Source organism: Rhizobium mayense, from assembly GCF_030272705.1.
Taxonomy (GTDB): domain Bacteria; phylum Pseudomonadota; class Alphaproteobacteria; order Rhizobiales; family Rhizobiaceae; genus Rhizobium; species Rhizobium mayense.
Window position 1 is genome coordinate 188252 of sequence record NZ_JARFYM010000001.1, and the last position, 19197, is coordinate 207448.

The following is a 19197-nucleotide window of genomic DNA, read 5'->3' on the forward strand; positions in this document are numbered from 1 at the left end:
GTTCAAAGTGAGATTGGGGGCGGGAATAGGGGAGGCGAAAGCTACGCGGAGAGGAGAGTGGGTCTTCTGAGTCTCCAGCGATCTGACATCAAATTTTCGTACATCCCGGCAACCATCCTCCAGTTCGCGTGTTCTTCACACAGTCTCGAGGAGGACCAAGGAATGAAAACGTTTCTATCTATTGCCGCCCTTACAGTACTGCTCTCCGCTGGTGTCAGTTTCGCCCAGCAGGCCCCGAATGCCGCAACGCCGACACCGCCAGCCCAACAGCCAGCCCAGCCCGAAACGGCACCCACAGCAAACCCGCCGCACCCACCGGCAATGGGGCAGCACCGACCTGATGACGATGCAATGATGATGAGGGGCGGTTGGCATGGGGGCCCGATGAACCACCGCCCGATGCTATCTAAGGCCGCCCGTTTCCGCATCGAGAATGGCGACGTCAAAATAGACGTCAAATGTGCCGATGACGAACCGATGAAGGCATGTGCGGATGAGGTAAACCAAATCCTCGACAGGCTCGAAGGGCGGTCCTCCTCCTCGTCGCCGTATGACGATGACCAATAACCGAAGGGGCGCTGGGGTTGCGGAAGGTTTTCCGGTCTCGTTTCCGCCTAAATCATTGATTTTCGGTGATTACGGTGTGCCCTCCGGGCACGCCATGTTTGATTTATGCACCCGACCAACTGCAAGCGTCAGCCAGAAGTTCTATTTGGTTTCCAGCAGTTTCGGCCTAAAGAAAACCGGATGTGCACGACAGGAAAGATATCCATGGACATTAATCCACAACGCAATGCCTCAGATTTATCCGCAGACCCTGAGTTCTTCGATCTGCTGACCGGAAGTTATGCCCGCATCGTTGGGACGCCTCTTATCGGCGAGGGGCTGGGACCGAGTTGGCTTTATCACGATGCCCCCTTCGTGGTCGTAGCGCATAACACCGACGCCGATCCGCGATTCATCTATGCCAATAAGGCCGGCCAGGCTTGTTTCGAATATCCCTGGGACGAATTCATCACTTTGCCGTCCCGCCTTTCGGCGGAGCTTCCCAATCGTGCCGAACGTCAGCAATTGTTGGATGCTGTTACCCGCGACGGCTTTATCTCGGGTTATCGCGGGTTGCGGATCACAAAGTCGGGCCGGCGCTTCTGGATGGAAGACGGCATCGTCTGGCAGCTCATCGACCGTGACGGAAATCGGCGTGGGCAGGCAGCGACATTTTCGAAATGGAAAGATGTGTAAGACAGGGTCGGCTCTGAACGGAGCTTATGCCACCGGCTCAAATGCCTTTTCCTGTTCGATTTTGCGAAATATGCCGTAATCCGTATCTCTGGACTGTTCATACTCGTTAGCGAACAGTTCGGCTGCATGACGGCCGGCCGATGTTCTGTCGTTTTCGATCACGGCAGCGATGCGCCGGAATAGTTCGGCCTCAAAGCCGCCCGTGTTGTTGATCGGGCTCGGCCGCGGCAACCGCGCACCGCCGTCCAATCGGATCGCCGAGACATAAAACTCGCCATCATAACCATCTCCCGCCGATGTCAATTCAGCGTTGCCGTAGAGGAGCAAGCCCGTTTCCCATCGGTCGCAGAGATTGATGGTGAGCTCGTCGAAAGAGTATTCGCAGGAGAAAACGTCAGCAGACATCATTGCGCGGCCATCCGTGCAACCGACGCAAGCCTTTTGATTGTCTGACACCGGACTTCTAAAATCATGAACGACATTCTCCCTTTCCGCAGCTGTTGGGCCACGACATCTGCATTTTCGGCCATCCCATCCGGTTTCGCTGGCTTCACGCAAGATCTCTAGACTTGCGCGGGCTCATTCCGTCTCGGCCGACCGGCTTGTGAAAGGCAATTTGTCAGGCAGCACGATATATGTCAACATATTTTGTGTCTCACGATTGCAAAATAACACAATAAATGTTCTTTGCTGCAATCAGGCGCGATCCGCCACAATCCGGTCAGGACCGGAAGCGCATTGCTGTGGGCAGCGGAAGAGGGGGACTGTTCTATTTCCTGGCAATATGCCCGCAGATGCGCCCGATGATCGTCAGCCGCGCCAGCTCCACCGTAAAGGTTTCCAGCGCCGGGTTGTCCGAGATGATCTTGACCTGGCTCGGCTGGGTGAAGGGTACGCGCTGCAGGCGCTTGATCTGCGGTTCGGAATAGCCGTCGCTGATTGCGTAGACCGTATCGGTCGCCATTTGATTCTGCGAGAGATCGACGATGACGCGATCGCCGGGCATGTAGGTGGGCTGCATGGAATCGCCGATGACTTCCATGATGATGGTGTGGTTCGGCGATGCCTTCGCTTCGTTGCGCAAATAGCCCGAGGGAATGAGCCATTCCGCGACAATTTTGTGGCCGGCGACATTGCCCGCGCCGACGGGCAGATTGATGACCTCGCCGACAACGCCGCTGCCGGCGCCGAGTTTGACGTCCACCTCCGGCGTCGCGCCTTCGATCTTCGGTTGCCAATGTTCCCGGCTGTAGCTGAGGTCTTCGACGCCCTCGGCAAATCCTTCGTTGTATTGTTCATCCGGGTCGAAGGAGGTGACCACCATGCGCGGTCCCGGCCGCTCCACCTTCCTTGGACCCTCGCCGGTCAGGAGATAGCCGGCGGTGGTGCCGAATTTCTTGGCATAACGATCGGCAATCTCGGGGCCGAATTCGTTCTGGCCGTTTTCGTGCGCTCGGTATGTGGATAGCCCAATACCGAGCGCCTCCGCTGCCTTCGTCGCGGAGGGATAATTTGCGGCTTCGCGCGCCGCCTTCAGTCGTTCGCCCATGGATTTTTGCATGATCCAACACTCGCAAAATAAATAACATAAATCATGTTGACATGAACATTAATAACAACATATCTTGTGTCTATCAAGATGCCGATGGCGAAATTCGCAGCAGGCTGACGTGCCGAGGCGAACGGCGTCCGGCGAACAACGGTTTTGGGAGTGGTCGTATGATCTCGACGAGGAAGGGCAAGAAGGTGGGTTTGAGCTCAGGTTATTTGGACTTTTTCTCGGGCTGCCCTGCCTGCGGGCGGGCATTGTCGATCGGGGAAGTGATCGAGCGGCACTGTGAAGCTTGCGACGGGCATGCCGAGCCGGCGGAGACATTTGATGCCGCTTCGGTCGAGGGCCAGCCGGATACGGAGAAGGCGGTATGAGCGAGATAATTCAGGGCTTTCTGGCCAGTATCGGTGCTGCCCTGTTTTTCACCTGCATTCTTGCAACTTTGAAGCCGATCATTTCGTCATGGCGACCGGCCAGCGAGGAGGATGACGCCAGCGGCGCGCCGGAGGGGGATCTGGTCCACTTCCGGATGGCTGAGAACGAGCTTCAGCGAGAGGTTCACGCGAGATTGCGTCGGAGACCTCGGCCATTCGGATGGCGCTCGGGGGCGCGCGTGCCGAGACACAGCGCCGACGGTCATTCCAGCGATCAAAACATTTTCAAATCTTAATTCGAAGACTTGGCCCAAGGCGGCCATAGGAGGTTTCCATGAACGAATTCCAGATCGGTACCGAGGCTGTCGCCGGAGGTCATCTCGGCTGGATACGCAAGGTCCACCGCGCCACGAACGAAGTCCTCAGGGATCATCGCGGCGAGCCCATCGTCTTCTCGACCGAGGATGCAGCCAAGGCTGCGGCTGGCGTGGCGATGGTTGCTTATCTTAACACGCCGATGCTGCGTGATGGGGCGAGGGTGGAGGCGATCTCGAAGGCAGAAGCCCTGTTCAAGCCGAGGCATCCTTTTGCCGACGCCGGAGCGGTGAATGGGAAGATCGCCTGACAAGGCAATGCCATTGATTGCTTTCATTTATTCTTCCGGAAGGGAGGCGATATACTCATGAGCAAAGGCAGGCTCGATACTCTTCTTGACGGCCTCGGCATCAAGCTGGTGCCCGTCCATCGCCGCCGCGCGCCGGCGCAAAGTCATGCGCGTGGCACCATGCAGGAAATCAGGGGACAGCACGGCGACGGGCATCTGATCTTCGTGCTCCGCTGTATCCGCCAGACCGGCAGCAACCGCAACGAACTATGGTCGGACACGATCGGGGCCGTTTCCGACATCCTCGTTCAAAGGAAGGATTGGGCACTGCAGCGGCCTGGCGATCTGCTGGCCGCTTTCGATGATATCGTGCTCGGCGCTTTGCGCGCCGATGCCGTGGCGCGGCGTCCATGGCCGGTACGCGCGACGCTTCGGATTTTGATCTATCGGGAACTGGAGAGACGCCTTGATGCACCGGAACGCCTTGCAGAATGACGATTTGTCCGAGCGTGCCGCCGAGGTCGCGGATCTCAGCCTGATCGTTCGCGGCCGTTTTGTCGAGGCTGCCGACACGATGATCCATCTCAATGTGCGCGGCGTGCGCCCTGATCAGATGCGCTCGCTTTGGCCTGATGTTCTTCCCGAACCGACCGATTATGCCGACATCCGCGTCCGTTATCGCCCCAATGCGGCAGCCATTAGCCGCGCCGAAGAAGTGCTGCAGGACTGGTTGCTGATCCATGCCAGGGACGAGGAGCGTCGTATTCTGCTTTCTCGATGGTCGGTCTGTCTTGCCGCGCCGCATATTGTTGGCTCCTTTCGCGATTTTTGTGTCAGGACTGGCCGGGTGAGACGAACGGCGGAACGACGGATTCAGAGCGAGTTTCGAAATGTTGCCGATGCGCTGCTTGCGATTTCACCCAGGCTGCAGGAGCCCGATTGGTCACGCATATCGCCGATGATGCCGAACTCGGCTGGCAGTCTCGAGCGAGTGAAAACACCGCATGCAAAGCATGAGACGCATTGGCTGCCGGAAGATGCAAAGCCGGTCTTCGACGCGGCCAACCCGGAACTGGCGGCATTGGCGAAGCGGTTGGAACGGGGGAATCGACGGCGTGCAAAGATGAGAGTTTGACTTCTCGCTATCGGCCGTGGTCCAAATCCAGGGCTCGTGTCTCTAGGATTGATCTTCATCGCCCCGGTTCTGCCGGGGCGTTTTGCTTTCAAATGCAAAGACGCCGCTCGGAGGTGAGCCGGCCGCAGCAGCGCCAAAATCCGGCACAACGTATTCCGCCAGTAACCTCAGCCTCGAATGCGGCAGATGGGCACGCCACGGATCTCCGATCAGAACTTCGATGCCTTGCTCCAGGCAAAGATCGAGAAACGCCGTGACGCGCTCGGCAAGTGCGGCCTCATAGAAGAGGTCACCAACGCAGACAATGTCCGTGGCGGGAGGCTCGCCCATTGCCTGATCGACGAGAACAGGCAGCACCGTCACCTCGTTGAGGGTGGCATTTAGCCCTATCGCAGCGATGGCATAGGGATCCACGTCGGCCGCGATCACCTCTGTTGCGCCAGCCTTTGCCGCCGCGATGCCGACAACACCAGAGCCAGCACCGAGATCGAGCACGGGGCGGCCGGCAACCACGTCAGGCCGATCGAGAAGATATCGAGCTAGCACCAACCCTCCGCCCCAATGATGCGCCCAATAGGGTGAGCCAAACTCTGGATCCTGTTCGGCAAGCCGCCACAAGCCGCTTTGCGGTCCGGCTCTGTGCAGGCGAATTTCTGGAATTGACGGGACTGGCAGGACAGGAAGATTGGCGGAGATGAAATCCCGCGCTCTGTCGATCCTTGGATCCCATTCGCGCGGAGGTTTCGCTGGAACCTGCGAAAGGTCCTGATCGGGCTGCTGTCGATCGTGTTTGTCGGTCATCCGCTCGTCTGGCGTTGAAGCTGTTTCAGGGAAGAGGAGAGCAATCCTGCTCTGATCGTCGGACGATAGAATGCGATATTTTAGAGCGATTTCAAATGATTATATGTGGCAGGCTCAAAGATTTCGCAATCCTTGCAGCTGCCTCGTCGATCAAGGGTGTCGCCAACAGTGCCGAATTGGGGTATTCATTTTGGCATGATGAGAACAGTTGCAGCGACGCACTGTTGACCACAGGCGGCCCAAACTATCGGCCGCTTGTTTCCTTTCAACGTTCCATCGGAAATTTCAAAGCATGTCCACTGCCGACAAGCCTGTCGTGCCGCGCAAGCCGCGTGCCCGGCGGCGAAAAGCTGCGTCCGACGGCGATACGCCGCTCGACTATATGCTGAAAGTCATGCGCGACGACGAGGCGGATCAGAAGCGGCGGGATGAAATGGCGAAGATCGCCGCATCCTATGTTCACCAGAAGCCGAGTGAACGCCAGAGTGGCGGAGCCAAGGGCGGCCAGAGTTTCACGATCGACTTAACCAACGCTACGGATGAGCAGCTTGCGACACTCGAATCCCTCTTCGGTCCGCTTACCGGACCCGGCGGCGATGATGGCCGCGATCCGCGAGGAGAGGGCGAGACGGAAGGTTGAGGCGGAGCGGGCGGAATGTGCCCGGCAGATTGCCGAGGATGCCGATAATATTCGGGCGCGCTGCCAGTCGCTTGCCGGTTTCGTCCGCGAGGCTTGGCATGTCATCGAGCCTTCCGTCTGTTATGTTCACGGTTGGCATATCGACGCCATTTGCAGGCATCTCGAGGCGGTGACATCGGGCGAGATCACGCGGCTGCTGATCAACGTGCCGCCCGGCACGATGAAGTCGCTGCTCTGCGGTGTCTTGTGGCCCGCCTGGGAATGGGGGCCGAAGAATATGCCGGAGATGCGCTATCTCGGCTCATCCTATTCGGAACACTACGCCAAACGCGACAACAGGCGCATGCGCGATCTCGTCGCTTCCGAATGGTATCAGACGCTCTGGGGCGATCGGGTGAAGCTGACGCGAACCGGCGAAATGGCCTTTGCCAATACGCGCACCGGTTTTCGTCAGGGCGTGCCGTTTTCAAGGCTGACAGGTGGGCGCGGTGACCGGGTGATCATCGATGATCCGCATTCCATCGATGGCGCGGAATCCGAAGCGGAGCGGCTGTCGACCATCCGTACCTTCCGCGAATCCGTGCCGACGCGGCTCAACGATCCGCAGCGCTCGGCGATTGTCGTGATCATGCAGCGACTGCACGAAGCGGATGTCTCGGGCACGATCCTGGCGCTCGGGCTTGGTTACGAGCATCTGATGCTGCCGATGGAATTCGAGTCGGAGCGCCGCTGCCGAACATCGATCGGTTTCGAAGATCCGCGAACGGAGGAGGGCGAGCTGCTCTTTCCAGAGCGCTTTCCGCGCTCGGTGGTGGAGCGGGATAAGGTGCCGCTCGGTTCTTACGCCGTAGCCGGCCAGTTTCAGCAACGGCCGTCGCCGCGCTCGGGCGGCTTGTTCCAGCGTGGCGATTTCGAAATCGTCGATGCCGTGCCGGCCGGTGCGAAACGCTGCCGCGCCTGGGATTTTGCGGCCTCGAAGGATCGCCCCGGTCGCCAACCGGATTGGACTGTCGGCCTGCGCATGGCGCAAGCCGACGGCATTTTCTATGTCGAGGCTGTTGCACGGGGCCGCTGGTCGCCGGCGGAGGTCGAGCGCAATTTGAAGAACACAGCGACGCAGGATGGGCCGGCGGTGACGATCCGCATGCCGCAGGACCCTGGTGCCGCCGGCAAGGCGGATGCGGAGACCAAGATCAAGCTGCTTGCCGGCTTTCCGATAAGAGTCTTGTCTATCACCGGTGATAAGGCGACGCGCGCCAAGCCGGCTTCCGCTCAGGCGGAGGCTGGAAACGTCAAACTGTTGCGCGGCGATTGGAACGAGGCGTTTCTCGATGAGGTCTGCGCCTTTCCGAATGCGCAGTTCGACGATCAGCTGGACGCCTTTGCCGATGCGTTGAACGAGCTCGCATTGGGCTCCTCCTTCAGCTTCAAGAACTTCTAGGCCCTTCCGAACAAGGGTCTCTCCTTCACATAGATGCCAAAGGATAATCCATGGGACACGTACTCTCGATGGTTCGCGATGGGCTGATGAGTCTTGCGTCTCGCATGGGGACGGAACGGGACAAGGCGGCATCGGTCTTCTATGCCCAGCCCATCCTGACCGACGAACAGATCATTGCCGCCTATCGTGGCTCTTGGTTGCCGCGCAAGATCGTCGATATCCCGGCGCTGGATAGTTGCCGTAAATGGCGCAATTGGCAGGCCGAGGGCGATCAGATTGGGGCGATCGAGGCTGAAGAGCGCCGGCTGAACCTGCGCGGCAAGGTACTGGAAACGTCCAAGAAGGGGCGGCTCTTCGGCGGCGCGGCTTTGTTCATCGGAACTTGTGATGCGGATCCCTCGCGGCCGCTTGATGTCGAGCGTGTCGGCAAAGGCGGATTGAAACATTTGACCGTATTGACGCGTCGCCAGCTTGCCGCGGGTGAGATCGAACGTGATCCGACATCGGAATGGTATGGCAGGCCGAAGTTCTACACGCTGACGGGTGCAAACGGAACGCAAGTCGCCATCCATCCGTCGCGGCTGGTGATCTTCAACGGAGCTATGGCGCCGGACGAGGATTTTGGCGGGACGTTGGGGCAGGCCAGTCAGGGCTGGGGTGAGAGCGTGCTAACGGCAACCTTCGATGCAATCAAGAATGCCGACAGCACGGCCGCGAATATCGCCAGCCTCGTTTTCGAGGCGAAGATCGACATTATCAAGGTGCCGCAGTTCTCGGCCAATATCGGCAATCAGACCTACGAGGATGCCGTTCTCCGCCGCTACAGCTTGGCGAACACCATCAAGGGCGTCAACGGAACGCTGATCCTCGACAGCGAGGAAGAATATGACAGCAAGAGTGCACCGCTCTCCGGTCTGACCGATATCCTCATGGCCTTCATGCAGATCGTTTCCGGGGCCGCCGATATTCCGGTCACGCGACTGGTCGGCCAATCCCCCGCCGGCCTCAATGCCACCGGTGACGGCGACATGAAAAACTATCACGATCGCATCCAGGCAATACAGGAACTCGACCTCACGCCGGCCATGTCACGACTGGACGAATGCCTCATTCGCTCTGCTACAGGCGCCCGCGATCTGGACATTTATGCCACCTGGGCGCCGTTGGAGCAGATGAGCGAGAAGGAAAAGGCCGATATTTTCAAGACCAAGGCTGATGCGGCCCGGGCCTTGTTTGGGTCGTCTTCCGGCCAAGAAATCCTCCCGCGGCAAGCCTTGTCGGAGGCACTCGTGAACACCTTCGTCGAGGACGGTTCATTGCCGGGGTTGGAGGCGGCGATCGAGGCGTTTGGTGGGGTAGATCAAATCGGCCTGCACGAAGGTGTCCCCGAGAAAACCACGCGTCAGAGCGAAGAACAAAACCCGGCATTTGCCGCGCCTGCTGTGAATACCGCCTCGTCATAGCGGCGGCACCATCAGCCAAAGTCTATTCCGATCAAGGGACATCCAATCATGAATTTCACAGACACGGTCACCGTCGCCGGAACGCGGCGGACTGCAGACGGCTATCTTGTGGCCGGCGCCCGGATCGCTCGTACGGGTATTCAGAACTATCTCGGTGCGGAGGTCGGCAGGCCGGAAATGCGCACCGTGCGGGTCTATCGGCCGGGGACGGAAGTCTTTTCCGAAGACACGCTGAAAAGTGCTGCTCACCGGCCGGTGACAAACGAACATCCGCAGGAAATGGTCACGTCGGCAAACTGGAAGACCTATTCCGTCGGGCAGACCGGCGATGAGATCGCCGGCGAGGGCATCTTCATCCGTGTGCCGCTGATGGTCAGCGACGAGGCCGCCATTCAGGACATCGAGAGCGGCAAGCAGGAGCTATCCGCCGGCTATGTCTGCGATCTCGATTTCGCCGCGGGCGTGACGCCTACCGGCGAAGCCTATGACGCCGTCCAGAAGAATATTCGCATCAATCATATCGCCATTGTGCGCCGTGGCCGTGCGGGATCGAAAGTTCGCATCGGCGATGCTGCTGCACCGTGGGGCTGCGCTCCTCTCGCAGCCCCACGTTCCAATTCCGATCACCGTCAGAACAAGGAAGGAATGATGTCCACAAAGACCGTTACCGTCGATGGCGTCGGGATCGAGGTCAGCGACCAGGCTGCAGAGGTTATCGCGACGCTGCAGCAACGGCTCGCTGACGCCGACGTCGCCTACCAGAAGGCCATCGCCGTCCGCGATGCCGAGCTGGATGCCGTTAAGGCCAGGCTCCTGTCCGATGTCGAGATCGAGCGGCGTGTCGAGGCCCGCGCCGATCTCATCGGGCTCGCCAAGGCAATCGCCGGCAATGTGAAAACAGCAAGTCTTTCAGACGCTGCGATCCGCAAGGCGGTCGTTCTCGCCAAGGTTGGCGAGGGGGCGGTCGAGGGCAGATCGGAAGTCTATATCGACGCGCGTTTCGACATGCTGGCCGAGGCCATCCGTGAGATGCCGGATCTTTTCGCCGCCGCGGTAAAGGACGGCATAACCACCGAGCAGACGTCGATGTCTGCGGCGTTCACTGCCTATGCCGCCATGGTGCGCGACCTGCAGTCCGCTCATCTGCCGGCCAATCCCATCTAACCAGGTCAACGAAAAGGAGACGCTTCAATGGCGACTTATCAGACCACCTATGGAAACGCTCCCGCGAAAGGCCTGCACGGGCAGATCGCTTCGGGGGAAAAATCCAACAAGATCAGCCGCACGGTGGAAAATGCCGCCGGCATCAAGTTCGGCCAGCCAGCCCAGCGCGGTCTCGCCGATCACGGTGTTGCGCCCTATGCCGCAGGTGGCAAGTTTCTCGGCATCGCCGTGCTGACGCCGACCGTACTGCCCGGCGCCACGCAGGTGGACGGCTATGCGCAGTTCATCACCGGCGCCTTTCTGACCTCCGGCCAGATGTATGTCAGAGCGGCCGGTACGGTCGCGGACGGCGATGCCGTCTACTACAACCCTGCCGCCAACTCCTATCTCAACGCGGCCGGCACCGGCATTGTCGGCCCGATTCCCGATTGTTTCTTCGACACGAGCGGCGGCAACGGCGATATTGTCGAAATCTCGCTCAAGCACAGGAGCGCCTAATCCATGAACCAATTCGTTCGACAGCATTTCGCCGACGCCCAGGCGGCCTATTCCTTCGTCATTGCACAAGGCCGCAATATCGAGACCCGCATCTATCAGCGTCGCTACCCGACCCTCAATTATGGCCTGCATGTGCCAGTCGTCACCGAGGGCAATGAATGGGCGGCCGGTACGACCTTCTTTACCGTCGACAGCGCGGGCGAGGCGAAATTCCTTTCCGGCGCCGGCACGGATATGCCCTTCAACCAGTCGACGCGCGACAGCGCCAGCCATGATTTCGCGATGGTCGGCTCCGGCTGGGAATGGAATCTGGAGGAGGTCAATCAGGCGGCGCTCTACAATCTCGATCTGAACGCCTCCAACGCCATCTTTGCAGCGGACAAGATCGAACGTCTGCTCAACTCCGTCGCCATGATCGGCTCGGCGGAGAAGGGATGGACGGGCTTCGTCAACGATCCCAACGTCTCGCGCGTCGATGTCGCCGCGGATGGTACGGGCTCGTCGACCTTCTGGTCTGCCAAGACGGCCGACCAGATCCTGCGCGATGTCAACGATCTCATCGGCGGCGTGCGCGAAAGCACGGGCGAAGTCGAGTGGGTGGACAGTCTGCGCCTGCCGCCGGAAGCCTTCCGGCTGATTGCCACCAAGCGGCTTGCCGATGGCGACGGCTACATCACCGTGCTGGAATTCCTGCGCCAGGGGAACGTATACACCGCTGAAACCGGCCAGCCGCTGGATATCCAGCCGCTGCGCGAGCTTGCGATGGCATCCCAGGATGGCGCCGGCCGCATGGTCGTCTATCGCCGTGATCCGGAAGTGCTGCGCTTCCACCTGCCGATGCCGCGCCGGGTGCTGCAGCCGCGCCAAAAATCGATTATGAGCTTCGAGACCGGCATCATTGCCCGCACCGGCGGCACCGAAGTACGCCTGCCGGCAGCCATGGCCTATGGCGACGGGATCACGGCGGCAGCGTGATTTTGACTTCCCTCTCTCCGCTTTAGTGGGGAGAGGGCCTCGCGCCGTCTTCGTTCTTCGCCGGAGTTCCCATGTCCACAGCTTCTTACGGCACGCTCGATGCCGCCAATACCTATTTTGCCGATCGGGGCAACGCGGCCTGGGCCGCGGCCGGCGAAGATGATCGCACGGCGGCGCTGGTGCGTGGGTCGCAGGTCGTCGATGGCCTTTACGAGCCGCGTTTTCCCGGATTTCGTGCCAGTGGCTATGATCAGGCTCTGTCCTGGCCGCGCAGGGCGGCGACAACGGCCAACGGCGAAGCCATTCCCGAGGATGTCGTGCCGTTACCGATCACTTACGCTGCCTATGAGGCGGCGGCCGCCGAATTGGCCGAACCCGGCCGCTTGAGCCCCATCGTCACCGCTACGCAGATTGTCAAACGCGAAAAGGTGGGGCCGCTGGAGACGGAATATATCGCCGCCGGTTCGCTTGACGACACCATCGCTGCGGCGAGGCCGATTCTGACGATCCTTGACGGTCTGCTTTATGCATTCCTGCGCCCGGTTCTGCCGGGCATTCTGGTGGTGTGATGACAGGTTTTGACTACGCCAAAACTCGTGCCACGGCCGAGCACCTGATTGCCAAGTTCGGCCAGCAAGCTCAGCTTCGGCGTATCACCAGCACCGGCCCCGATTACGACCCGGCGCAGACGAGCCAAGACTTTGCCTGCATGCTGGTCGATCTGGATCATTCGCAAGCGCACATCGGCGATACGCTGACCCAGCGCGGCGACCGGATGGTCTATCTCTCGACGGCGGGGCTTTCGATCGCGCCGACGCTTGTCGACAGGCTGGTGATTGGTGGTGTTGAACATGCGATCGTCGATATTGCGCCTTTGTCGCCGGGCGGGACCACGGTGCTCTGGCAATTGCAGGTGCGGCAGTGAGCGCCTTTGCCCGTTTCAGGACCGCGTTGGCTCTGTGGCTGCTCGTGCGGTTGCTTCTGATGTTGGATCGGCTGTCGCCGCCGCAAAAGGTCGAGCCTTCGCCGAAGGCGAGGGTGACCGATCAGAGCGGCATATCGGGGGTTCGTGCACGCTACGGGGCTTCGACCTTGGTGAACTTCGAAAGGCGTGCTCGTGGAGCAGACTCATGAAAGCGGCGGCCTTGCAATCATGTCAAAAGGTTCCTTGAAATGGCTTCTTCCGATTTCTCCGCCACCATCGCGGCCTGGGCTGAAAAGACCAAGCAGCGCATGGAGGATGTCGTCCAAACCTCCATCCAGCTGCTGGCGGAGGCTGTTGTCGAGCGGACGCCGGATACCGGCGGGACGCCGGTGAATTCGTTTCAGGTTTCCGGTTCGGCGATGCCGGTCATGCATGCCGGGGCAGCCGACGCCGATGCGCCTGATGGTTCCAAGCCCGAGGCGGTCAATCTGGCCGTTCTCAGCGTGCCGCTGGGCGGCAAGATCTATATGGGCTTCACTGCACCCTATGCGGCCGAGATCGAATATGGCCGTGACGGCCAGGCAGGCGCCGGCATGGTGCGGCTCGCGGCGCAGGAATGGCAAGACATTGTCGGCCGCGCCGTTCGTGAGACGGACTGATCCTTTCGAAATTTCAACATCATAGAGACGGGTGACGCATGGCGACGGCAACGGACGCACTCATTCTGGCTGCGCTGCTGGACCATCTGGCGGCGCTGACCTTCACACCGGCGCTGTCGGTGGCGCAGCCGGGCATTGCCTTTCCGCCAGCAGGGCAAACTAAGCCGGATAATTATCTGGCTGTCAGCTTCCTGCCCAACCGCACTCGGCAGGTAACGCTTGGCGATGATCCGCAGCAGAAGCTCGGGCTTCTACAGGTTTCCGTCTATTGGAAGGCCGGCGGCGGGCTGATCAAGCCGCTCGATGCCGCCGGCCAGGTCATCGACCACTTCAACAACGAGACGCTGTTTGCCTCTGGCGTGAAGATCACGATCAGCGGCGAGCCGTGGGCCGCAGGCCCGATCCAAGAGGATGACCGCGTGCAGATACCGGTCACCATTCCCTACACCGCCTTTGAACCGGAGAGATGATCCATGGCGAATAAAAGTACCAAGAAGGGCTCCAAGGTCTACGTTTGCGAGACGCCCCAGAACAGCGACCTGACGGCCAGCGCCTATGCTGCGCTGAGCTGGGTGCAGGTGGGCAAGGTCGGCAAGGTCGGCGATTTCGGCTCCGACTCCACCATCAACAACTACAATACGCTGGACGAGCCGGTGCAGCAGAAGCAGAAGGGCGTCTCCAATGCGGGCGATCCGGAGCTCGAAGTCGCCTCCATCGCCGATGATCCCGGCCAGATCATCCTGCGCACCTTCGGCGATCCGCTCAACGTCAACAACATGGCGATCAAAGTGGAGCGCAACGATGCGCCGCAGGGCAAGACCAACACGGTCTTCTATTCGCGCGGCGTCGTTTCCGGCCCGCTCTATCCCGGCGGCGGTTCCGACGATTTCGATCTGGAGAAATTCAAGATCGGCCTCAACCAGCTTCCGATCCGCGTCGATCCCGTCACCGCTTCGTAAGCGTTGTCTTACGTAAGCTTACGCGCGTCGCTCTCATGCGGCGCGCGGCCATCCCCACATCTCCCAATCGATAAGGTGTTTCCTTGGATATCTCCAGTCTCGTCAATTCCGAAGATCTCTTCGAGCTGCAGCTCCTGCATCCGGCAACCGAGGAGCCGCTCGGCATCTCCTTCATGATCCGCTCGGCCGAGAGCAACGAGGTGAAGAAGATCGTTCGCCAGCATAGCGATCGCTTCCTCGCCAGCCGCAAGAAGAAGCTGACCACCAGCAAGGTCGAGGCCGAATATCTCGACAAGGCCGCCGCTGCCATCGCTTCCTGGAGCTGGGGGGAGCAGCAGTGGAAGGGCGAGCAGCCCTTGCTCTCCTTCGAGAAGGCCCGCGAAGTCGTCGAGGAAGCCGGCTGGATCTACGATCAGGTGGCCGGCGCCTCGGAGGACCGCGCAAATTTTATGAAGAGCTTGCCGAAGGGCTCTGCGAAGCCGTAAGGATCGTCGCGCGCTATGATTGCGTGCGCGATGCGAACGGCGAGACCCGGCGCGAACGCAACGAAGCCTTCGAGCTTATCAGCCCGGAGGCCGAGGTGCCGGAGGCTGGCCATGCGCTCTGGGTTTGGTTCTGGGACCTGCGTTCGGCGCAGGCCCCCGGCTTTTCCGGCCCGGCGCCGCTCTCCCACCAGGAAATGCTCGCCTGGCTGCACCTGACCGGCAACCTCCTGCGCCGCGAGGACATCGCCGTGCTGAAGGCGATGGATGGGCGCTATTGCCAGGCGGAGGAGGAGGAGATGGAGGCGATCAGGGCGCGGGAAGCGGGATAGGGGGCCTGGCTGCTCCACTATGAATGATCTAGTTTGGCTTTATTTGGCTGAAACTCCACTCTAGTTCATTCAGCCCATCGACCGACGTGTCAACTTCCCAACTGAGAGGCGGGGCGCTCTTCTCGCCGACATACACGCACTTTGCGAGGTGCCTCACCGGCTCTTGAAGATCATTGATCGTCTCGTAAACTATCGATGCACTGAAAAAAGAAGGTCTTGAGATGCCATAATCAAACGCCTTCAGCTCGCTTTGAATCCATGAATCTTTTATTGCTAGAGGGTAGCCCGAGGCTCTCGACCGTTGTTGCTCTGTGACAAGATAGCTTTCCAGTTCCGCTCTATCTAATTCGACCTCGTCGAGTTCAGAAATCTTGACGCGTTTATATTCCGACGACGAGAGCAGACGTTCTTTGAGAACCTTTTCGCAGGCCGTGACAAGTTTGGAGTCAAAAAGGTTGCAACTGCTTAAAAGCGTTGCCGCAGCGACCAGGCCTAAGATGCTTGCTATGGGTTTCATTGGGTGAAGATACTCGGTGAATTCATCAGGTAGTAATTTTTTTCTTTGCAACTGTGGCGAACATCGCACGCGATATTCCGCGTGTCAATGAGCCTGTTCTCTAAAGGTTCTCGTTGGCGCATATCGACTGTTTATCAATAACTTGATCAGTCAAATGAACACGATTTTGCTCGTCGTCGGCTAGGGCTTGCTGCCGATTGTACACGCACAGAACGCCGCCGGCAGCGGTGGAACCTCATTATCATCCCCGATTTTTCCTGTTTCACCTTAAATCGGGATGCATCGAAAAGGAAAGCTTATGATAGACGTTGCATCTCTTGGTGTAGCGATTGATACGTCGAACGTGCGTATCGCTACTGGCGACCTCAAAGCTTGGAATGCGGAAACAGGGCGTACAGAAAAGGCAACCGGCGCAGCAGCGCGTGCTGTTGACGACATGAATGGTAAGGTCCGCGTCGCTGGTGGTGTGATCGCTAAAGCAAATGCTGAAGTTGCAAAATTTGGTGCCGCGAACGGCAAGACAACGGCAAGCCTCACGAGCACGTATGCGGTTGCACAGCTCAACAATACTGTACCGCCATCCGCACAAGCGACAGCCAACAGCGTCAAGGGAACCACCTTAGATGTTAGTCGTCCCACCGGATATTCCAACTTTGATTTTATTCGCGACCATGCCTCGCAGGCAGGCGAACCTCTTCGCAAGAGCGAAGCTCAGGAAGCCGGCGAAGCAATAGACCGGTTTTGGAAGCTCGTTAGCCCGATTGTTCGTGACCCAAGAGTAAATTTTGCGGCCAATCAAGGCGATAATATTTTGGTCCAACTGTTGCGAGAAACCGATTTCAATAAGCAAGCCGAAGCGTTTGACCAAATAAACCAAGACTATAAAGAAAAAAAAGATAGAAGCGAGCGCAGCCCTTTGCCACAGTTTCAAAAAGATGCCGAAGATGCCAAGAAAATGCTCAGTGTGGCAAGTACTATATATGAAAGTAGAACATAGATAAATAAAAAATACGGTAATGCGGAGAAAAATTTAAGTAATTTTATGAAAGAAAAGTATAGTATTATTGATGACGCAAGAATTCAGAGAAACACCCCAGGCGCGAGCTATTATGAGTTGGCAGCGCCATTGGAAAAATTGATCAACGGGCTGCAGCACATGGACGCTGTACCAGAAGACGTGAAGAGACTTAGTGAAGGGATCGCGAAAGTTAGAGCGAAGCCGGAAAATGCGGATGTTGCTCCAGACTTGGAGGCGTTGCAGGCGTCCTGGGAAAATAAATACGCCGGCTTGATTTCGTCGAGATTGGAAAAAATCCAAGAGACGAGTACTGAAGCGAAAGCTGCGGTTGCAAGCTATATGGCTAACGGAGGCGCGCCGGCAACTTTGGGTAGCGCACAAAGTATCAACAAGGCTGGCGGAGCCGATGCTGCAACGCAAATAGTTGCTTCAAGATTAGGCGAATGGGCAACTAATTCCTCCGGGTTTGTGGACGGGATAGCCGCGGTCGCTCAATTGCTTATTCCATTATTGCGTTTGTCCAATTCGACTGCAGAAACGAGTTCTGTCGCAACAGTCGCGGGTCAATCTGCGAACACAGATGCAAATGGGGTGACAGAACGAGCCAACAGCGAAGCCGCTATTGAGAAATCGGCAAGGGCCACTGACACTGCGACGAAATCCTCCGCAGCTTATGCCGAGCAAACAAGGCTTACCGCCCAGGCTTCAGACCAATCTGCCGCTGCTACTGACAACCTTAACTCGAAGGTTGTGACACTAAAGCAAGGCAGCGACAATCTCCAGAAAAGCGGCGCGGCGCAGTTGGCGCAGATGCCGCAATTGACCAAGGCGGCCAACGACCAGGCTGCCGCCTATCAGCGCCTTGCGGAAGCACAGTCGTTGGGGAAGCTGGCGGGTGACATCCAGTTCCAGTAGGAGCAGATGGGCCGCTCGACCGTCGATCAGAAAGTCGCCTCCACGCAGAAGCAATATGGCCTCCCGATCGACATGAATTCGGCCTCGGCCAATATCATTCGCTATAATGAACAGCTGAAATATGCCCGTGAGCTTGCCGGCGATTTCGCTTCGACGCTCGTCAATGGCTTGCGCAATGGCGAAGGTCTCTGGAAATCCCTGGGGAACGCCGCAATTTCCGTGCTCACCAAGATTTCCGATAGGTTGCTGAACGATGTGCTCAACAGCCTGTTCAAGGTTAATAGCGCGGCGGCCGGCGGCGGTCTGTTTGGTGGCGGTGGGCTCTTCGGCGGCGGCGGTGGGCTAGATCTCGGCATTCTTGCGCAGTCGCCACAGGCGGCGAGCGCCATTGCCAGCGGCCTGGGCGGGTTGTTCGCAGACGGCGGCTACACCGGCCCCGGCGGCGTCAATGACCCCGCCGGTGTCGTTCATGCTGGCGAAATCGTCTGGAGCCAGAAGGATATCGCCCGTGCCGGCGGCATTGGTGTCGTCGAGGCAATGCGTCTCGGGCGGCGCGGCTATGCCGATGGCGGTTTGGTTGCGGATGGTGGGCCACGGTTTGCGAGAGCGCAGCCGGATGGCTTCGTTCCCAATCGTCGCCTGAAGGCCGTCAACCAGAATACCGCCTCTGGCGCCAATTCCGGCGTGCATGTCACGGTCGGGGTTTCCGTCGATGAGAACGGCAATCTGAAGGCCTATGTGAAGAATGTCGCCCAGAGCGAAGCGCAGACTTCGACGCGGCAGGGGCTGAATGATTTCAATCAGCAGCTTCCCGATCGCGTCGCGCAGATCAACCGCAATCCCCGGAGGCGTTGATGGCTATTTCCTACCCCTATAGCCTGCCGGATTTCGCCGATCTCCTGAAGATCTCCAGCGTCGTCTGGGATATTCAGCGCAATGACGAGCTTTCCGGCTCCGGCGATGGCCGGGTCTGGCAGGCGGAGCTGGCGCCGCCGCTCTGGATCGGAACGGTGACGCTGGCTGACATGTACAATGCGGAGGCGAAACAGATCGCCGCTCGCATCCGCAAACTTCACGGCGCCCAGGAGGCGCTTTTTCTTTATGATCCGTTGTCGATATATCCGCAGGCCGATCCTGACGGGACGAAGCTCGGGGCCGCGAGCGTCAGCGTCGCGGCGCTCGGGGCCGACAATGCCTCTATCAGTTTCAATGGCCTGCCGGGTGGCTATCGGCTGACTGTCGGCGACAAGATGCAGGTTGCCTATGGCGACCGCTATGCCTTTCTCGAAGTGTCGGAGACGGTGACGGCAAATGGCGCGGGAACGACCCCGGTCTTCGGCGTCTTCCCGCATCTGCCGGCGGGCTTTGCCGCCGGTCTCGCCGTGGCGTTGCTGCGGCCGGCCTGCAAGTGCCTCATCACGCCGGGCAGCTACAATCCCGGCACCGCGAGCGGCCCGATCACCTCCGGCGCCACCTTCAAGGTCATTCAGAAGAAATAGAC

General features: G+C 59.0%; 27 protein-coding genes. 23 read left to right on the forward strand and 4 right to left on the reverse strand.

Annotation, left to right across the window (positions count from 1 at the left end):
- The first annotated feature begins 162 nt into the window (after nucleotides 1–162).
- Together PY649_RS00920 and PY649_RS00925 are read left to right on the forward strand one after the other, a co-directional pair.
- Nucleotides 163–567: a hypothetical protein gene (locus PY649_RS00920; RefSeq protein ID WP_285866199.1), complete on the forward strand. Its 405-nt coding sequence runs from the start codon at nucleotides 163–165 to the stop codon at nucleotides 565–567.
- A gap of 204 nt (nucleotides 568–771) precedes the next feature.
- On the forward strand, nucleotides 772–1242 hold the full coding sequence (locus tag PY649_RS00925; protein ID WP_285866553.1) for an MEKHLA domain-containing protein: 471 nt from the start codon (nucleotides 772–774) through the stop codon (nucleotides 1240–1242).
- A gap of 24 nt (nucleotides 1243–1266) precedes the next feature.
- Here PY649_RS00925 and PY649_RS00930 read toward each other — a convergent pair whose 3' ends face one another.
- The gene (locus tag PY649_RS00930; protein WP_285866200.1) at nucleotides 1267–1800 is read right to left on the reverse strand and encodes a hypothetical protein; all 534 of its coding nucleotides are present in this window, start codon (nucleotides 1798–1800) and stop codon (nucleotides 1267–1269) included.
- 211 nt (nucleotides 1801–2011) lie between these two features.
- A complete protein-coding gene (locus tag PY649_RS00935; protein WP_285866201.1) occupies nucleotides 2012–2803 on the reverse strand; it encodes a S24 family peptidase in 792 nt (263 codons plus the stop codon).
- Between the two features lie 41 nt (nucleotides 2804–2844).
- Between PY649_RS00935 and PY649_RS00940 the strand changes: the two genes are divergently transcribed.
- The 4 genes from PY649_RS00940 (at nucleotide 2845) to PY649_RS00955 (ending at nucleotide 4907) form a co-directional block, all read left to right on the forward strand.
- Entirely contained in the window at nucleotides 2845–3168 is a 324-nt protein-coding gene (locus PY649_RS00940) for a hypothetical protein (RefSeq protein ID WP_285866202.1), read from the forward strand.
- Nucleotides 3169–3502: 334 nt separating this feature from the next.
- A complete protein-coding gene (locus tag PY649_RS00945; protein ID WP_285866203.1) occupies nucleotides 3503–3793 on the forward strand; it encodes a hypothetical protein in 291 nt (96 codons plus the stop codon).
- Nucleotides 3794–3850: 57 nt separating this feature from the next.
- Complete coding sequence (locus PY649_RS00950; RefSeq protein ID WP_285866204.1) at nucleotides 3851–4267, forward strand: hypothetical protein; 417 nt, start codon at nucleotides 3851–3853, stop codon at nucleotides 4265–4267.
- On the forward strand, nucleotides 4242–4907 hold the full coding sequence (locus PY649_RS00955; RefSeq protein ID WP_285866205.1) for a DUF6362 family protein: 666 nt from the start codon (nucleotides 4242–4244) through the stop codon (nucleotides 4905–4907). The genes PY649_RS00950 and PY649_RS00955 overlap by 26 nt, the downstream gene beginning before the upstream one ends.
- A gap of 42 nt (nucleotides 4908–4949) precedes the next feature.
- Here PY649_RS00955 and PY649_RS00960 read toward each other — a convergent pair whose 3' ends face one another.
- Nucleotides 4950–5708: a class I SAM-dependent methyltransferase gene (locus PY649_RS00960; protein WP_285866206.1), complete on the reverse strand. Its 759-nt coding sequence runs from the start codon at nucleotides 5706–5708 to the stop codon at nucleotides 4950–4952.
- 292 nt (nucleotides 5709–6000) lie between these two features.
- On the opposite strand from PY649_RS00960, the gene PY649_RS00965 reads away from it, so the two are divergent.
- The 13 genes from PY649_RS00965 (at nucleotide 6001) to PY649_RS01025 (ending at nucleotide 15246) form a co-directional block, all read left to right on the forward strand.
- On the forward strand, nucleotides 6001–6348 hold the full coding sequence (locus PY649_RS00965; RefSeq protein WP_285866207.1) for a hypothetical protein: 348 nt from the start codon (nucleotides 6001–6003) through the stop codon (nucleotides 6346–6348).
- Nucleotides 6305–7789 (forward strand): phage terminase large subunit, encoded by a 1485-nt coding sequence (gene terL / locus PY649_RS00970; RefSeq protein WP_285866208.1) that lies wholly within the window; start codon nucleotides 6305–6307, stop codon nucleotides 7787–7789. The genes PY649_RS00965 and terL overlap by 44 nt, the downstream gene beginning before the upstream one ends.
- Before the next feature lie 50 nt (nucleotides 7790–7839).
- Nucleotides 7840–9252, forward strand: coding sequence for a DUF1073 domain-containing protein (locus tag PY649_RS00975; protein ID WP_285866209.1), 1413 nt, complete (start codon nucleotides 7840–7842; stop codon nucleotides 9250–9252).
- A gap of 48 nt (nucleotides 9253–9300) precedes the next feature.
- The gene (locus PY649_RS00980) at nucleotides 9301–10416 is read left to right on the forward strand and encodes a DUF2213 domain-containing protein (RefSeq protein ID WP_285866210.1); all 1116 of its coding nucleotides are present in this window, start codon (nucleotides 9301–9303) and stop codon (nucleotides 10414–10416) included.
- Nucleotides 10417–10443: 27 nt separating this feature from the next.
- The gene (locus tag PY649_RS00985; protein ID WP_285866211.1) at nucleotides 10444–10914 is read left to right on the forward strand and encodes a structural cement protein Gp24; all 471 of its coding nucleotides are present in this window, start codon (nucleotides 10444–10446) and stop codon (nucleotides 10912–10914) included.
- A gap of 3 nt (nucleotides 10915–10917) precedes the next feature.
- Nucleotides 10918–11889 (forward strand): DUF2184 domain-containing protein, encoded by a 972-nt coding sequence (locus PY649_RS00990; protein WP_285866213.1) that lies wholly within the window; start codon nucleotides 10918–10920, stop codon nucleotides 11887–11889.
- 71 nt (nucleotides 11890–11960) lie between these two features.
- A complete protein-coding gene (locus PY649_RS00995) occupies nucleotides 11961–12458 on the forward strand; it encodes a DnaT-like ssDNA-binding protein (protein WP_285866214.1) in 498 nt (165 codons plus the stop codon).
- Nucleotides 12458–12814, forward strand: a complete 357-nt coding sequence (locus PY649_RS01000) for a hypothetical protein (protein WP_285866215.1) — start codon at nucleotides 12458–12460, stop codon at nucleotides 12812–12814. The genes PY649_RS00995 and PY649_RS01000 overlap by 1 nt, the downstream gene beginning before the upstream one ends.
- Before the next feature lie 248 nt (nucleotides 12815–13062).
- Nucleotides 13063–13473: an HK97 gp10 family phage protein gene (locus PY649_RS01005; RefSeq protein ID WP_285866216.1), complete on the forward strand. Its 411-nt coding sequence runs from the start codon at nucleotides 13063–13065 to the stop codon at nucleotides 13471–13473.
- A gap of 38 nt (nucleotides 13474–13511) precedes the next feature.
- Complete coding sequence (locus PY649_RS01010; protein WP_285866217.1) at nucleotides 13512–13943, forward strand: phage tail terminator-like protein; 432 nt, start codon at nucleotides 13512–13514, stop codon at nucleotides 13941–13943.
- A gap of 3 nt (nucleotides 13944–13946) precedes the next feature.
- Nucleotides 13947–14432, forward strand: coding sequence for a hypothetical protein (locus PY649_RS01015; protein WP_285866218.1), 486 nt, complete (start codon nucleotides 13947–13949; stop codon nucleotides 14430–14432).
- 83 nt (nucleotides 14433–14515) lie between these two features.
- Entirely contained in the window at nucleotides 14516–14917 is a 402-nt protein-coding gene (locus PY649_RS01020) for a hypothetical protein (RefSeq protein WP_285866219.1), read from the forward strand.
- Between the two features lie 23 nt (nucleotides 14918–14940).
- On the forward strand, nucleotides 14941–15246 hold the full coding sequence (locus tag PY649_RS01025; RefSeq protein ID WP_285866220.1) for a phage tail assembly chaperone: 306 nt from the start codon (nucleotides 14941–14943) through the stop codon (nucleotides 15244–15246).
- A 28-nt stretch (nucleotides 15247–15274) separates the two neighbouring features.
- Here PY649_RS01025 and PY649_RS01030 read toward each other — a convergent pair whose 3' ends face one another.
- Nucleotides 15275–15763 (reverse strand): hypothetical protein, encoded by a 489-nt coding sequence (locus PY649_RS01030; RefSeq protein ID WP_285866221.1) that lies wholly within the window; start codon nucleotides 15761–15763, stop codon nucleotides 15275–15277.
- 298 nt (nucleotides 15764–16061) lie between these two features.
- On the opposite strand from PY649_RS01030, the gene PY649_RS01035 reads away from it, so the two are divergent.
- The 4 genes from PY649_RS01035 to PY649_RS01050 are packed head-to-tail and all read left to right on the forward strand — an operon-like array spanning nucleotide 16062 to nucleotide 19195.
- Nucleotides 16062–16760: a hypothetical protein gene (locus tag PY649_RS01035; RefSeq protein WP_285866222.1), complete on the forward strand. Its 699-nt coding sequence runs from the start codon at nucleotides 16062–16064 to the stop codon at nucleotides 16758–16760.
- A gap of 45 nt (nucleotides 16761–16805) precedes the next feature.
- Complete coding sequence (locus PY649_RS01040) at nucleotides 16806–17696, forward strand: hypothetical protein (RefSeq protein ID WP_285866223.1); 891 nt, start codon at nucleotides 16806–16808, stop codon at nucleotides 17694–17696.
- A 6-nt stretch (nucleotides 17697–17702) separates the two neighbouring features.
- Entirely contained in the window at nucleotides 17703–18551 is an 849-nt protein-coding gene (locus PY649_RS01045; protein ID WP_285866224.1) for a phage tail tape measure protein, read from the forward strand.
- Nucleotides 18551–19195, forward strand: coding sequence for a hypothetical protein (locus PY649_RS01050; protein ID WP_285866225.1), 645 nt, complete (start codon nucleotides 18551–18553; stop codon nucleotides 19193–19195). Before PY649_RS01045 ends, PY649_RS01050 begins: the two co-directional genes overlap by 1 nt.
- Nucleotides 19196–19197: the final 2 nt, after the last annotated feature.